The organism is Pseudorhodoplanes sp. (assembly GCF_059499825.1).
Genome location: NZ_JCABZI010000001.1, coordinates 326687 through 340848 on the forward strand (window position 1 = coordinate 326687; position 14162 = coordinate 340848).

A 14162-nucleotide genomic window follows, 5' to 3' on the forward strand; every position below is an offset into this window, starting at 1 on the left:
CGCATTCGCAGAACAGATGATCGGCTATCGCCCACCACAGGTGGGCCGCCGATCGATGGGCGACAGAGCCGCCCGGACGAATGGCTTACGCCGCCTCGTCCTCGACCTTGTCGGTGTCCTCGTCGGCCTCGTCCTCGGCCGCCGCACCCTCGGCCGGCTTCGGTCCGCGGCGCGGGCCCTTGGCCAGCGCGCCCTCGATTTCCTTCACGGCCTCGGTCTCGGTGATGTGCTGCACCGCCGAAATCTCGCGCGACAGCCGGTCGAGCGCGGCCTCGTAGAGCTGGCGCTCAGAATAGGACTGCTCGGGCTGCTGCTCGGAGCGGTACAGGTCGCGCACCACCTCGGCGATGGCGACGATGTCGCCGGAATTGATCTTGGCCTCGTATTCCTGGGCGCGGCGCGACCACATGGTGCGCTTGACGCGGGCGCGGCCCTTCAGGGTCTCCAGCGCGCGCTTGACCATCGCCGGCTCGGACAATTTGCGCATGCCGACCGACGCGATTTTCGCGGTGGGAACCCGCAGCGTCATCTTGTCCTTGACGAAATTGATCACGAAGAGCTCGAGCTTGGCGCCGGCAACCTCCTGCTCCTCGATCGCCAGGATCTGGCCCACGCCATGGGCCGGATAGACGATGAATTCGGTGGTCTTGAAGCCTTGACGCTGCGTCGTCTTCTTATTGACAGTCATTCCAGAGGGTGCTCCTTCGCCAGCCGGATTGGGTCGGCTGGGCGCTGCTTTGGCCACGGGAGCTCCACGGCCGGCAAGCCGGGAGCCTTGCGAGTTCCGCCTCGTCGGGGCGGAAGGCGTCTGGGCCCGGCGGGCAGTGCCGCTGGGCGCTTTCTTCGACTTCGACGGCTTCGGAGCCGCCGACTTCTGAGATTTCAGCTTTTGGGACGACGATTTCGAACGCGATTTATCGGGCACGGTACGCGCGTGGGGTTTCCACGCCCTCTCTGGAGCGGCTCCTCTGGAACGGACCCGAAAAAATAAGCTCCCCCGGACGTGAATGGTAAAAGGGGGAGCTTCGTTCCGGTTAAGGCGTTCCAATTCCGTGACTATAGCACATTTTCCGCAAAAATCAATGTGTTAAGCCCCCGCAACGGACCGTGCGCAGCGCTCCGGGGGTGAAAAATTCGGACAAGAGGTTAAGAAGCGGCGGTGCCGACCGGCTTAATTTCCGGTTCCCGGTTCGGGCGAAAAATACTGTTCCTTGCCCTCGACGCCTTCCCAGTCCTTGTGATCGGCCGGCGGCTCTTTCTTGGCCGTGATGTTGGGCCACTTGCTGGCGTATTCAGCATTGATCTGCAGCCACTTCTCCAGCCCCGGCTCGGTGTCGGGCTTGATCGCCTCGACCGGGCATTCCGGCTCGCAGACCCCGCAATCGATGCACTCGTCCGGGTGGATGACGAGCATGTTTTCACCCTCGTAGAAGCAGTCCACGGGACAGACTTCCACGCAGTCCATGAACTTGCAGCGGATGCAGTTGTCGTTGACGATATAGGTCATTCAGTACCGACCGGATTCTAGAACGCTGAAAATGTGCGTAGCGTAAGGGTTACGGGCGCGCAAGGGACCGCGCAAGGGATCGCATCGTGATCCGTCAGCCGCTATCGGGCCGCTTCAGCCGCAGAAGCTCGCGGCGCTCGTGTTTGGATGGCCGCCCACCATGTTCCGGTTGAGCATCCGTCTTCATCACAGCCGGTACGGCCGGCGACATATCCTCAAACAAAGGGGCTGCGTCAGCCGCAGAGCCGCGGCGTTCGGCAAAGCCTGCGACGCGCAAGATACGGATACGGTCGAATGCGATGGTGATGACGTCGCCGATGCGGACAACGCGGCTCGCGGCGTCGACCCGCGCGCCGTTGAGCCGGACCAGACCATTGTCAGCGAGGCCCGCGGCCGCGGTGCGGGTGCGCACCACCCGCGCGTGCCACAGCCATTTGTCGATCCGCTGCCGATCCAATCCGTCCGCGCGCGACTAGCGGCGCTCCTTTGAATCCGCCTCGAGCTGCGCCTTCAGGGCGGCCAGTTTCGCGAACGGAGAATTCGGGTCGGGCTCGCGCTCGCGCCGGTCCGGACGCGGCCGCGCATCCTGCGGACGCGGCCGATTGTCCGGCTTGCCATGCCGGGCTGCGTCCTGGCCGCCTTCGGGGCGGCGCGGGCGGCCGCCACGATCCTTGCGCGGCGGACGGGGCCCGTGCTGGCGCTGGTCTTGACGCTGGTCCTGGCGTCGCTCCTGACGGTGCTCCTGCGGCGCAGCACCGGTCTGGGAGGCAGCCTGGTCACCTGCCGGCGCCGCTTCAGGCGATGCCGCTTGCTGGCCCTCCGGAGGCCGGTGACCACCATGCCGCTCGCGGCGATGATGGTTGCGTTGCGGACGCTTCTCGCGGCTTTCGAAACGACCCGGTCGCCACACTTCAATCAGTTCGGGCTCGGCCGGTGCAGTCTGGCTGTCGGCGCCGGCGGCATCGGACGCCGCCTCACCACTTCCGGTCTCTGCCGCCGCGCCGACGACCTGTTCATCGTCGGAAGATGGCTGCCCTTCGTCCGACGCTTCATCGCCAGAAGACACGCAGTCCGGCGCGTTTGCCGGTGCCGCGTCTGCCGATGCATCTGCGATGGTCTGCGAATCTTCTGCCGGCGGGGATTCCGCAACCGTGTCCGGGCTGTCCGGCTCAGGCTCGGCTACGCGATCGGCGGCCGCGTCAGCCGGAGCAAGCGGCGTATTGTCGTTTGCGATTTGAACGGCGGGGTTCTCGGTGCTGTCAGCGGCATCCGCTTCGGCCGGTTGCGGCGCGCTTTCCGCGGCAACCACCTCAGGCTGGGAAACCGGCTCCGGCGGCTTCGGCCGGCGCTCCATGCGGTAACCGAGCGAGCGCAGGATCGAGGCGAAATCCTCTCCGGACGAACCGACCAGCGACGTCATGCCGACGGTCACGGTGAAGCCGGTGCCATCCAGCGCGCCCTGCGGTTTGATGCCCGGCGAATTGTTGCGCCAGGCCAGCGCGGGCCGGATCAGATCGGCAAGACGCTCGAGGATATCGACGCGCACGGCGCGCTCGCCCGCGACCCGGTAACCGGCGACCCGGTACAGATTCTTCGGAACATCCTTGTTGGCCGGAATCGAGGTGCGCCCACTCGATGCCAGTTGCTGAACCTCGTCGAGACCGCGCATGTCGCCGGAATCGTTCTTGATCGCGTAGAGCAGGGTCGCCAACCCGCGCGGAGCGGGCTTCAGGAGCGGCGGCACGTAGAGGTGATAGGCACCGAAGCGCAGTCCGTATTTCCTCAGGGCCGCACGGGAGTTCTGATCCAGACCCTTCACATCGTCAGCAACCTTCTGGCGCTCCAGCACGCCGAGGTCCTCGATCAGCCGATAGGCCACACCGCGCGCGATGCCGGTGACGTCCTCGGCCGCGGCAAGCGCCGACAGCGGACCGAGCAGCTTTTCGATATGCGCCTTGATCCACAGATCGAGCCTCGCCTGCACCTGCTCGCGCGCGGCGCCGGTCAGTTGCTCGTCAGCGAGGATACGGACGCGTGGCCGCAACACCTCTTCGCCAGCCACCAGCTTGCCGACCGTGTCACCCGTCCAGCGGATCGTGCCGTCCGAGGTCAGAACGAATTGCTCGTCCGGCGCCTGAGCCAGCTTTGCCGCCCGTGCGTCGATCTCGCCGGCGAGTGCCTTCTGTGCGGCGGCGTGCAAGGCCTTCGCTTCGGATCCGCCTGCGGACGGGTCCGCAGCAAAACGAAAGCCCTCAAGCCGTCCGAGCAGATGGCCTTCGACGGTGACTTCGCCGGTCTTTGAAATTTCACTTTCCAATGTGGTGTTCTCGCGCAGTCGCCGCATCAACACGCTGGTACGGCGATCGACAAAGCGGGCGGTAAGGCGCTGGTGAAGCGCATCCGACAACTTGTCCTCGACCGCGCGCGTGACGCCCTGCCAGTGTTCTGGATCGGCAAGCCAATCTTGCCTGTTGGCAACGAATGTCCAGGTTCGAACATGCGCGATCCGGTTGGAGAGAGAGTCGATGTCGCCTTCGGGGTGGTCTGCCTGCGCGACCTGGCGGGCAAACCAGTCATCCGGGATTTTACCCTCCCTCATCAGAAATCCATAGAGGGTGGTGACAAGTTCGGCGTGGTTTGCCGGAGCGATCTTCCGGTAGTCCGGAACCTGGCAGGCTTCCCACAAACGCTCGACTGCGTCCCGCGTCTTGGTCAGGGCCCGGATTTCTGCATCACGCGCTGCATGTTCCAGCACCAGAACATCCTCGGCGAGCGGCGCGCGGGTGAGGCCCTGTTCGGCAGGAATCTCGGAAAGTGAAGCTTGCAGGGCGCCGATCGAAGAAAAATCGAGATCGGAGTTGCGCCATTGCAAGAGCTTCAGAGGCTCGAACGAGTGACTTTCCAGCCGCTGGACCAATTCGTCGTCAAACGGAGCGCAACGGCCGGTGGTGCCGAAAGTACCATCGCGCGTGGCGCGGCCGGCGCGGCCGGCGATCTGCGCGAGTTCAGCCGGCGCAAGGTTGCGGAACTGATAGCCGTCGAACTTCCGGTCGGAGGCGAAGGCGACGTGATCCACGTCGAGATTAAGCCCCATACCGATTGCGTCGGTGGCGATGAGGTAATCGACATCACCCGACTGATAGAGCGCAACCTGTGCATTTCGGGTCCGTGGGGACAAGGCTCCCAGAACCACCGCTGCGCCGCCTCGCTGACGCCGCACCAGTTCGGCGATCGCATAAACCTCGTCGGCCGAGAACGCGACGATCGCCGATCGGCTCGGCAGCCGTGTCATCTTGCGGTCGCCGGCAAATGTCAGTTGCGACAGGCGCGGCCGAGACACGATATTGGCGCCGGGAAGCAGCCGCTCGATCATCGGCCGGATCGTGGCGGCCCCGAGAATCAGTGTTTCCTCGCGCCCGCGCCGGTTCAGGATGCGATCGGTGAAGACATGCCCGCGTTCGAAATCCGCCGCGAGCTGGATTTCGTCAATCGCCACGAAAGCCGGATCGAGATCGCGCGGCATCGCCTCGACGGTCGAAACCCAGAAGCGCGGATTGGCGGGCTTGATCTTCTCCTCGCCGGTAATCAGCGCAACCGAATCCGCGCCGACACGGTCTGCAACCTTGTTGTAGACCTCGCGCGCAAGCAGGCGAAGCGGCAGCCCGATCAGGCCGGACGAATGCGCGAGCATCCGCTCGATGGCCAGATGGGTCTTGCCGGTATTGGTCGGGCCGAGCACGGCGGTGACACCGGCGCCGCGCATGCGAGCGTCGCTTCGAACGCCAGGCGAAAATGAAATGGGCATCAAGTTTCCGACAACCGAGGTCTCACGAGGGCGGCGGGCCGGGCCAACGAGGCGCGAGACCGGTGCTTCAGTCAGCAAACGCGCCAGCTTGTCACCCGGACTGTCTCACAACGCAACACTGTCCGTGATTTTTGGCGCCGCCGGTTAAAGTATGGAACGAGTCTGGAACGAAACACGGCCGAATCGCTGACTCAGGCGTGTTCCCATCCGTTCACCGCGAGATGTAGAGCTATTCCTAGAGAACCCCCTATATCGGGTAAAAATCGATGAAATCAGAGCCGACCGATGCGTCCAGCGGCTAACGTCGGCGAGTCCAGAGCCAAGCCAAAGAGTCAACCGGGCCTCAGCGGGAATGTGGAGAACAGCGGGGATATTGCAAGCGACGCAATTGGTCCGATGCGATCTAACGGGCCCAAAAGCACCTAATCGGTTTTCGCGCTGGCCCGGCTCGGCAGCGGCGACACCGCGAGTTGCGTCGCCTGCAGGATCCCTTGCCCAAGCGGCGTCGGGATCACCACCCTGTATGGGACCAGCACCCGCGTGCCGGCGATCGGCACCAGCCAGGTTTCCATATCGCGCTGGTCGATCAGATATTTGACCGCGCTGCGGTTCGGGACATACCCCGCCAGTGGCGCGAAATAGATCGCGCAAACCAGGGCCGGTCCCGAATACCCGTTGGTTTCAACCTGCTCGATCCGCTTGTAGGCCAGCGTGAGATCGTAGCGCATGCGGCCGTCGAAGATCGGGGCGTGCTGCTTGCAGACCTCCGGCGCCATCAGGTCGCCCTTCCCCTGCACCCGCAGTAGCGAACCGGTCATCGGGTCGAGCACATTGCGGCGATGCGCCTCAGTCACGCGAATACGGTCGGGGTGTTCGACCATGGGCGGCTCGATGGTGAGGTCCTTGACCGCCCCATCGGCAATCTTCATCCGCAGGTCTTCGAATTTCTTTCCCCATTTGATCGAGAGGGCGTAGTTCGCCGGCGCGAGCTGCCCGTTCTTGATGGCTCCGCGGGACGCCGTCGTGCCACGCCCGGAGCTGAAAAAGCTCGCCAGCCCGGCGGTCGAACCTTTCGCTTCGGCGGAAAAGCGGTCTTCCCGGACGTCGACCAGCCAGGACCCCTCGCCCAGCTTGATCCCGGCCAGCGAGGCCGTGTAGCGCGCATCGAGGCGCGCCTGGGCGTGGACATCCGGAGCCGAGGCAAGGCCGAGGAACAGCGCGCCCAATGCCGCGCAGATACCGGTCTTTGACAGAAACTGCACCTGGTCCTCGCGGAGCCCGGTCGGGCTCTTCGGTTGGAACTCTGGCCATCCGATCGTGCCGCCACGATCAACGCCTATAAACCTAAGCGATTCGGCACCATTATGCCGTTTCTGTGGTCTTGCCGGGTCGGCAGCCGCCTGACACGAGCCTTGACCTCCCTGCCTGGCGTCTTTATAGGACCGCGTCTTAACGCGAAAACGCAATCACGGCCTGCGCCCCGCGCGGCGCCCCTGGTCATATTCGGGATTTTCAATCATGTCGCGCAAGTGCGACCTCACCGGCAAGGCGTTCCAGACCGGTCACAAGGTGAGCCACTCGAACCGCAAGACCAAGCGGCGGTTCTTGCCGAACCTTGTCAACGTCACGTTGGCTTCGGAAACGCTTGAGCAGTCGATCCGGCTGCGCGTTTCCGCCAATGCGCTCCGCACGGTCGATCATCGTGGCGGTCTCGACGGCTTCCTGGCCAAGGCCAAGGATGTCGAGCTGTCGCCCAAGGCGCTCGACTTCAAGCGCCAGCTCGAAAAGAAGCTCGCTGACGCGAGCTGATTTTCGCCTCCCGTCTGGTTTGGTGATCGTGGCCGGGCTCGTCCCGGCCATTGACGTTTTAGTTTCCGCACAAGGCGTCGAGGCTGGTGCCGTTCGGGGCGGATGCCGCCATGACGATAGAGAGCCTGCGGCTCAGCCGTCGCTTCACCGATCGAGCAGCGTGAATTGCAGCAAGATCGTCCGCTGGATGATCGAGAAATTGTCGTCCGACACCAGCGTCAGCACCGTCTCGCCGCTCGCGGAGCGATGCACGCTGAGGCCTTCCATATTGTCGATCTGAAAACCCATGTCGGACGAAATCAGAACCGTCCCTTCCAGCACGGCGCCCGGTACGACCTCGGACAAGGCAACGCGACGCAACCGCATCGCCACGCCGCGCCGCCACGAAAAATGCCGTTCGAGGATCAAGAGATCGGAATTCGGCGCCAGCGCACAATCGACGACGTCGAAGTCATCGCTCGGCTTCACCGAGAAAAGACCTGGCTTAGGTCCGCCGATCAGAAAGGCCCGGATGTTCTTGGCCGCATCCAGACCGCGCTCCGAAATGGCGATCAGCGCGCCCGCGATCGGCGTTCCCTTCGGCGCGACCACAAGACACTCGACGCCCTTGTTGCTTGGAAGCTTCGCGAATTCGGACGGCACCGGCACGAGTGTCGCCCGCGCCATCAAGCCGCGCTTGCCGTAGTCGAACTTCAGAATGCGGTGCACGCGCTCGATCGACACATAGACAAAACCGCCGTCCTCGGTGAGCGCCTCGGTGTCGTACCAGCCCCGCGCGGTGATCGGCCGGCCATCGGCGTAGAGCATCGGCGCAATTTCGGCACCGGCAATCCCGACCGGCGCATCGCCGCGATAGACAATGCGCCCACGGATCCAGTCGGCCTTGTCGGTCACGGCGAGAAAGTTGCCGTTGTCGGACACCCGAATGCCCGAGAGCCCGCCGAACTGCTTATGCGACGACGACAACTCCAGCCCGCCGCGAAAGATCAGGTTTCCGAATTGACGGCGTTGCGGCTCGCGCGGGTCGAACGCCTCGATCGGCTTGGCCTGGATCTCGAACTTGGTGGGCGGCGTTGCAGGCGGAGACGGCAAACGCTGCGCCGAGGCCGACCATCCGCATAGCAGAAGGCTCGCTGCGATCAGCGCACCGCAAACCCGGCTGCGATCCATCACGAATGCAGCCGCCGCGGAACGCGCCGAACGGCAGCCGCTACTGCACTGGCATCATCGTCGAACAATTCGGCAAGCTTCTCGGTCATCGCGCCGCCAAGCTCCTCCGCATCGACGATGGTCACCGCGCGGCGATAATAACGCGTCACGTCATGACCGATCCCGATCGCGATCAGCTCGACCGGCGAGCGGGTCTCGATTTCCTCGATCACCCAGCGCAGGTGCCGCTCGAGGTAGTTGCCCGCATTCACCGACAGCGTTGAATCGTCGACCGGTGCACCGTCCGAGATCATCATCAGGATCCGGCGCTGTTCGGGACGCGCCATCAGCCGTTGATAGGCCCAGTTCAGCGCTTCGCCGTCGATATTCTCCTTCAGCAGCCCCTCGCGCATCATCAAGCCGAGATTCTTGCGCGCGCGTCGCCACGGTGCGTCGGCCGCCTTGTAGATGATGTGGCGCAGATCGTTGAGCCGGCCGGGATTGGCCGGCTTGCCGGCCGCAAGCCACGCTTCGCGCGACTGCCCGCCCTTCCAGGCGCGCGTGGTGAATCCCAGGATCTCGACCTTGACCCCGCAGCGCTCCAATGTGCGCGCGAGAATATCGGCGCAGGTGGCGGCGACCGTGATCGGCCGTCCGCGCATCGAGCCGGAATTGTCGAGCAGCAGCGTGACCACCGTGTCGCGGAAATTGGTGTCCTTCTCGCGCTTGAACGACAGCGGATGCATCGGATCGACGATGATGCGCGACAGCCGCGCCGGATCGAGCATGCCCTCTTCGAGGTCGAACTCCCAGGCGCGGTTCTGTTGCGCCATCAGGCGGCGTTGCAGGCGGTTGGCGAGGCGCGCGACCACGCCTTGCAGATGCGACAATTGCTTGTCGAGATAGCTGCGCAAGCGGTCCAGTTCGTCCGGCTCGCACAGATCCTCGGCCTCGATCTCTTCGTCGAATTTCGAAACGAAAGCGCCGTATTCCGGCCCGCGATGCTCGTTGTGGCCGCCGCGCGGACGCCACGGCTCCGACGGGGTTTCGGAATCGCCCATGTCGGCGTCGTCGGACATGTCCGAACTCGGCGCGTCGGTGGCCTCGGCGGCGGCCTCCTGGGCATCTTCGGCGGACGCTTCGGCCTGTTCGACCGACATGCGCTGCATGTCTTCGGAGTCCGACGCCTCGCCCTCCTCGCCGTCCTCGTTCTGGCTGCGGTCGTCCTCGCTCTGCTCGGTGTCGTCGTCTTCCTCGGAATCTCGGTTGCGATCCTCACCCATGTCGAGCGAGTCCAGCAGATCGTGGATCGCGTCGCCGAAGCGCGCCTGATCCTCGATCAGATATTCCAGACGGTCGAGCCCGCGCCCGGCCTTGTTCTCGATGATCGGACGCCACAAATCGACAAGCTTCTTCGCCGCCGCCGGCGGCGCCTGGCCGGTCAGGCGCTCGCGCACCATCATCGCGACCGCTTCCTCGATCGGCGCATCGGCGCGGTCGGTGATCTCGTCGAACTTGCCGCGATGAAACTTGTCATCGAGCATCGCCGTGAGATTTTTTGCGACACCCGACATCCGGCGCGCGCCGATCGCTTCGACCCGCGCCTGCTCCACCGCATCGAATACCGCGCGGGCCTGCTGGCCGCCCGGGATCAGCTTGCGATGCACATTGGGATCGTGACAGGCGAGCTTGAGCGCGACCGAATCGGCATGGCCCCGGACGATCGCCGCTTCGCCCTTGGTGAGCTTGCGTGGCGGCTCCGGCAACCGCACCTTGCCACCGATAAGCCCCGGCCGCTCCGCGGCGAAGGCGATCTCCATCTCGGGGCGCTTGGCAATCGCGCGCAGGCAACCGGCCACCGCACGCTTGAACGGCTCGGCGGGGGATTCCTTTTGAGACGGCTTCGATTTGTAGTTCGAGGACATGGCTGCGGCTTGCGGTTCCTGCGTCTTCTTCATGTAGCGGCCAACTTGCCCGTCGTCGATCCGGGGACCGGCAAGGGCTCGATCTTCAACGGCGATGTGACACCCATCGACACATAGATGCTGACGAGCTTTTCCACGCCGATATCCGCCGGCTGAACCCATTCGGCCGGTACATAAGCAAGGCATCCTCCGACCGGAAGCGGCGCGGAGGGAATGAGAACGGCGTGATAGGCCGTCTTGCCGACCATGATCGGCTCGGGCGTCGGCAACAGAGCCAGCACCGCCGCACTTTCGGGACCACCGAAAAAGCACCAGACCGGGCTCATGCTCTTGAGGCCCTCGACGTCTTTCTTGTCCATCAACGCCACGAAGCGATGGATCAGGTCATACAGGTTTCCGATCACCGGGATTCGCCGCATGGTCGAATCCAGAAACTGCGACAGATGGCTGCGCAACCGGGACTCGACCGCGAGGCCGAGCAGATAGACGACCACCAGGAACAGAACGAGCCCGATCACATAGGCCACGAACTGGGACGCCGAGAAACCGAATCCGATCGTCATCAGCGCCTGGCCGACGACGCTGGAGGGGCCGACGTAAGTGATAATGAACTGGCCGAGCCACGCCACCACCGCAAGCGTGATGATCAGCGGCAACAACAGAATGAGGCCGGACACGAATGTACGGAACATATGCGTCATGGGCAGCCACCAGTCCGGTTGCGCAGCGCCGCGGCACGCGACGCGAGCGCTGCAAATCCGGCACCCATCGTATACGCCGCCGCGCCGGCTTGTCCCGCTATGTCAGTGCAACATTCACCGACGATTCCGGCAATTCCTGCCCGAAGCTGCGCTGATAGAATTCCGCGACGATCGGACGCTCCAGTTCGTCGCACTTGTTCACGAATGTGACGCGCAGCGCGAAGCCGACATCGCCGAAAATGTCGGCATTCTCCGCCCAGGTGATGACCGTGCGCGGGCTCATCACGGTCGAGAGATCGCCGTTCATGAACGCGTTGCGGGTGAGATCGGCGACGCGCACCATCTTCGAGACGATGTCGCGGCCTTCCTCGTTGCGGTAGTGCTTGGCCTTGGCCAGCACGATGTCGACTTCCTTGTCGTGCGGCAGATAATTCAGCGTGGTGACGATCGACCAGCGGTCCATCTGTCCCTGATTGATCTGCTGGGTGCCATGGTAGAGCCCGGTGGTGTCGCCCAGCCCCACGGTGTTTGCGGTCGCAAACAGCCGGAAAGAGGGATGCGGCCGGATCACCTTGTTCTGGTCGAGCAGCGTCAGGCGGCCGGACTGTTCGAGCACGCGCTGGATCACGAACATCACGTCGGGGCGGCCGGCGTCGTATTCGTCGAAACACATCGCGATATTGTGCTGGAGCGCCCAGGGCAGAATGCCGTCGCGGAACTCGGTCACCTGCAGACCGTCGCGGATGACGATGGCGTCCTTGCCGACAAGGTCGACACGGCTGATATGGCTGTCCAGATTGACGCGCACGCACGGCCAGTTCAGGCGCGCCGCGACCTGCTCGATATGGGTCGACTTGCCGGTGCCGTGATAGCCCGTGACCATCACCCGGCGATTGCGGGAAAAGCCTGCCAGAATTGCAAGCGTGGTCGGCCGGTCGAACAAGTAATCGGGGTCGAGATCCGGCACATGGGCATCCGGCTCGGAATAGGCCGGGACCTCGAGGTCGGAATCGATGCCGAAAACCTGCCGGACAGAAACCTTCATGTCGGGCAGCCCGCCGGGGCCCTGGGGGATCTCTTCGGATGCAGTAGCCATTGCTTCTCCATGCGCCAGCCGGACCGGGGCGCGCCAATGTCGCTTCAGGTGGGCAAATCGGTCGCCAACCTAGCAGAAACGGCAACCGCCGCGAAACCCGCCAGACCGCGTGCGAATGTCGGGATGCACGGGAAAGATAGGCATTCCGGGGTCTTCGGGAAAGGCGGAACAGGATTGCGCCGGGCGGGAACCGGGAACGACGGCCGGTTCAGCAGAAGCCGACGGATTTGAGATAATTATAGGCCTGAATGATCTCGATCAGCCGGTCCTCGGTCGAGCGGTCGCCGCCATTGCTGTCCGGATGGTGGCGCTTTACGAGGTCGTGAAACTTGGCTTTGATCTCGACCCGTGAGACCCCGATGTCGAGCCCGAGCGTATTGAAGGCCTTGCGCTCGGCGTTGCGTATGGTGCGGCCTTCCGGCTTGGGCTTGGCCCGTCCGCCGGCCGGCGCGGCGCCTTCGCCACCCAGTTCACGGTACATCGCGAACGGATCGATCCCGTTCTCGGCGTAAAAGCGGCCGGGATCGGCATTCTTGCCGGTGCCCATTTTCCAGGTCGGGCGGTGTCCCGTCAGGGCGTCCTTCTGATACTTGCGGACGTCGTCGTCGCTCATACCCTGGAAGAAATTATAGTTCTGGTTGTATTGCCGCACATGATCGAGGCAATAGCGCCAGTAATCCTTCTCGCGGCCCCGACCTTTCGGGGCGCGATGCGATGCCTCATTGGTGCAACCGGGCCACTCGCAAACATGCTCGGTCGCGCGAGCCCGCCGGTCCTCTCCGGGCTTTACGCGAATCTTGTCGAACAGGGGCGAGTCGAATTTCATGGCTTGAGAGTATGCGAAGATTGCGCGTTGAGGTTCAAGACTTGACATTTCCAGGATTGATCTGGCTTCAACCGGATCAAACTGAAGCGAGTATACGACCATGCAAACGAAAGATGTCATCACGAAGAAATTGACGGAAGCTTTCGCGCCCGAGAATCTCCGCGTCGAAGACGAGTCACATCTTCATGCTGGGCATGCCGGACATCGTCCGGGCGGGGAAACGCATTACCGCGTTTATATCGTATCAGAGGCGTTCCGTGGCAAGAGCCGCATCGACCGGCATCGCGCGATCAATGCGGCGCTGTCGGCGGAACTGGCGGGCAGCGTACATGCGCTTGCGCTTCATGCCGCGGCACCGGGCGAAGGCGGGCAATAGCCACACGCGGAGAACGCGACGAACGCGGCCGATCCGTCGCTACGCCGGGTCAGGTCGAAGCGCCTTCGCCATGCCGGCCGCGAGGTCTCGCAATTGCGGGCTGTTTCTTTCCTCGTTGATATAGATTCCAAGTTCCAGCGGAGGCAGGGCGGGCAGGAAATGCTCGCGCGCCACCCTCAAATCGGCGGGCACGACGCGCTCCGGAAGCACGGCAAAACCGAGACCAGACCTGAGTGCCGCAAGATGCGCGCTCAGGTCCGATGCCGCGAAAACGACGGAATAGGACAATCCGGCATTCTCCAGCGCTTCAATCGCCAGCCGGTCCGAAATTCCGTGCGGCCAGCTCTGCAACGGCACCGGAGCGCCCGGGCTCGTCGTGAGGTCGGGCGCACAGACCCAACAAATCTTTTCCTGCCATTGTGCGGCCTGAACGGCCGACGCGACGCTTCCTCTCGATACGAATACGACATCGAGAAAGCCGCTGGCGACGTTGCGTGCCAGTCCGGTAGATGTGTCGCAGGAAAATTGCAGCCTCTCGCCTTTTGCCAGTTCCCGGAAAGTTGCAATCAACGTCGCCAAGGTACTCGAGGCAAACACATTCGGGACCCCAATGCGGACCGTTCTGGCGACCGACGCCGTTCCTGACAGCGACAATATCTGATCGTTCATGGCGAGGATGCGCCGTGCGTAGCGGCTGACGATCTCGCCTTTCGCAGTAAGCGAAACACCAAAGCCCGATCTGACGAAAACCTCGCCGCCAACGATCTGTTGCAATCGCTTGACCTGCGCGCTGATCGCCGGCTGCGTCAAATGCAGCGCCTCGGCCGCTTTGGTGAAGCTTCCGGATTCCTGAATCACAACAAACGAACGCAGGAGTTCGATCGGGATGTTTTGCGCTTCGTGCCGCCGCTGCATGTCAATGAGACGCTGTTGTTGGCCCGGGTTCGGACCTGCTTAGGATCAGTGGA

At 63.5% G+C, this 14162-nt stretch carries 13 protein-coding genes; 2 read left to right on the forward strand and 11 right to left on the reverse strand.

Features of this window, described 5'->3' with window-relative positions; all coding sequences use genetic code 11:
- Positions 1 to 85: 85 nt before the first annotated feature.
- The 5 genes from AC5I5I_RS01665 to AC5I5I_RS01685 all read right to left on the reverse strand — a co-directional run bounded on the left by AC5I5I_RS01665 (position 86) and on the right by AC5I5I_RS01685 (position 6574).
- Positions 86 to 688, reverse strand: a complete 603-nt coding sequence (locus AC5I5I_RS01665) for a CarD family transcriptional regulator (RefSeq protein ID WP_495969382.1) — start codon at positions 686 to 688, stop codon at positions 86 to 88.
- 483 nt (positions 689 to 1171) lie between these two features.
- Positions 1172 to 1507, reverse strand: coding sequence for a ferredoxin FdxA (gene fdxA / locus AC5I5I_RS01670; RefSeq protein ID WP_495969383.1), 336 nt, complete (start codon positions 1505 to 1507; stop codon positions 1172 to 1174).
- A gap of 94 nt (positions 1508 to 1601) precedes the next feature.
- A complete protein-coding gene (locus AC5I5I_RS01675; RefSeq protein WP_495969384.1) occupies positions 1602 to 1964 on the reverse strand; it encodes an RNA-binding S4 domain-containing protein in 363 nt (120 codons plus the stop codon).
- 15 nt (positions 1965 to 1979) lie between these two features.
- A complete protein-coding gene (locus tag AC5I5I_RS01680) occupies positions 1980 to 5312 on the reverse strand; it encodes a helicase-related protein (protein WP_495969385.1) in 3333 nt (1110 codons plus the stop codon).
- 422 nt (positions 5313 to 5734) lie between these two features.
- On the reverse strand, positions 5735 to 6574 hold the full coding sequence (locus tag AC5I5I_RS01685) for a DUF3108 domain-containing protein (protein ID WP_495969386.1): 840 nt from the start codon (positions 6572 to 6574) through the stop codon (positions 5735 to 5737).
- A gap of 256 nt (positions 6575 to 6830) precedes the next feature.
- Between AC5I5I_RS01685 and rpmB the strand changes: the two genes are divergently transcribed.
- Positions 6831 to 7121 (forward strand): 50S ribosomal protein L28, encoded by a 291-nt coding sequence (gene rpmB, locus AC5I5I_RS01690; protein WP_495969387.1) that lies wholly within the window; start codon positions 6831 to 6833, stop codon positions 7119 to 7121.
- A gap of 144 nt (positions 7122 to 7265) precedes the next feature.
- Here rpmB and AC5I5I_RS01695 read toward each other — a convergent pair whose 3' ends face one another.
- The 5 genes from AC5I5I_RS01695 to AC5I5I_RS01715 all read right to left on the reverse strand — a co-directional run bounded on the left by AC5I5I_RS01695 (position 7266) and on the right by AC5I5I_RS01715 (position 12818).
- Positions 7266 to 8291, reverse strand: coding sequence for an esterase-like activity of phytase family protein (locus AC5I5I_RS01695; RefSeq protein ID WP_495765007.1), 1026 nt, complete (start codon positions 8289 to 8291; stop codon positions 7266 to 7268).
- Positions 8291 to 10195, reverse strand: coding sequence for a cobaltochelatase subunit CobT (gene cobT / locus AC5I5I_RS01700; protein ID WP_495969835.1), 1905 nt, complete (start codon positions 10193 to 10195; stop codon positions 8291 to 8293). The genes AC5I5I_RS01695 and cobT overlap by 1 nt, the downstream gene beginning before the upstream one ends.
- Positions 10196 to 10224: 29 nt before the next feature.
- Entirely contained in the window at positions 10225 to 10896 is a 672-nt protein-coding gene (locus AC5I5I_RS01705) for a DUF502 domain-containing protein (RefSeq protein WP_495969388.1), read from the reverse strand.
- A 97-nt stretch (positions 10897 to 10993) separates the two neighbouring features.
- Positions 10994 to 11992 (reverse strand): cobaltochelatase subunit CobS, encoded by a 999-nt coding sequence (gene cobS, locus AC5I5I_RS01710; RefSeq protein ID WP_325705668.1) that lies wholly within the window; start codon positions 11990 to 11992, stop codon positions 10994 to 10996.
- Between the two features lie 208 nt (positions 11993 to 12200).
- Positions 12201 to 12818, reverse strand: a complete 618-nt coding sequence (locus AC5I5I_RS01715; RefSeq protein WP_495969389.1) for a J domain-containing protein — start codon at positions 12816 to 12818, stop codon at positions 12201 to 12203.
- Between the two features lie 100 nt (positions 12819 to 12918).
- On the opposite strand from AC5I5I_RS01715, the gene AC5I5I_RS01720 reads away from it, so the two are divergent.
- A complete protein-coding gene (locus AC5I5I_RS01720; RefSeq protein WP_495969390.1) occupies positions 12919 to 13194 on the forward strand; it encodes a BolA family protein in 276 nt (91 codons plus the stop codon).
- 39 nt (positions 13195 to 13233) lie between these two features.
- Here the strand turns inward: AC5I5I_RS01720 and AC5I5I_RS01725 are convergent, their stop codons facing one another.
- On the reverse strand, positions 13234 to 14109 hold the full coding sequence (locus tag AC5I5I_RS01725; protein WP_495969391.1) for a LysR family transcriptional regulator: 876 nt from the start codon (positions 14107 to 14109) through the stop codon (positions 13234 to 13236).
- Positions 14110 to 14162 lie beyond the last annotated feature (53 nt).

Coding starts and splice junctions, on each gene's coding strand:
- cobS (WP_325705668.1), bottom strand. CDS start 11,992: ATGGCTACTGCATCCGAAGAGATCCCCCAGGGCCCCGGCGGGCTGCCC.
- AC5I5I_RS01705 (WP_495969388.1), bottom strand. CDS start 10,896: ATGACGCATATGTTCCGTACATTCGTGTCCGGCCTCATTCTGTTGTTG.
- AC5I5I_RS01725 (WP_495969391.1), bottom strand. CDS start 14,109: ATGCAGCGGCGGCACGAAGCGCAAAACATCCCGATCGAACTCCTGCGT.
- cobT (WP_495969835.1), bottom strand. CDS start 10,195: ATGTCCTCGAACTACAAATCGAAGCCGTCTCAAAAGGAATCCCCCGCC.
- AC5I5I_RS01720 (WP_495969390.1), top strand. CDS start 12,919: ATGCAAACGAAAGATGTCATCACGAAGAAATTGACGGAAGCTTTCGCG.
- rpmB (WP_495969387.1), top strand. CDS start 6,831: ATGTCGCGCAAGTGCGACCTCACCGGCAAGGCGTTCCAGACCGGTCAC.
- AC5I5I_RS01665 (WP_495969382.1), bottom strand. CDS start 688: ATGACTGTCAATAAGAAGACGACGCAGCGTCAAGGCTTCAAGACCACC.
- AC5I5I_RS01715 (WP_495969389.1), bottom strand. CDS start 12,818: ATGAAATTCGACTCGCCCCTGTTCGACAAGATTCGCGTAAAGCCCGGA.
- AC5I5I_RS01695 (WP_495765007.1), bottom strand. CDS start 8,291: ATGGATCGCAGCCGGGTTTGCGGTGCGCTGATCGCAGCGAGCCTTCTG.
- AC5I5I_RS01680 (WP_495969385.1), bottom strand. CDS start 5,312: ATGCCCATTTCATTTTCGCCTGGCGTTCGAAGCGACGCTCGCATGCGC.
- fdxA (WP_495969383.1), bottom strand. CDS start 1,507: ATGACCTATATCGTCAACGACAACTGCATCCGCTGCAAGTTCATGGAC.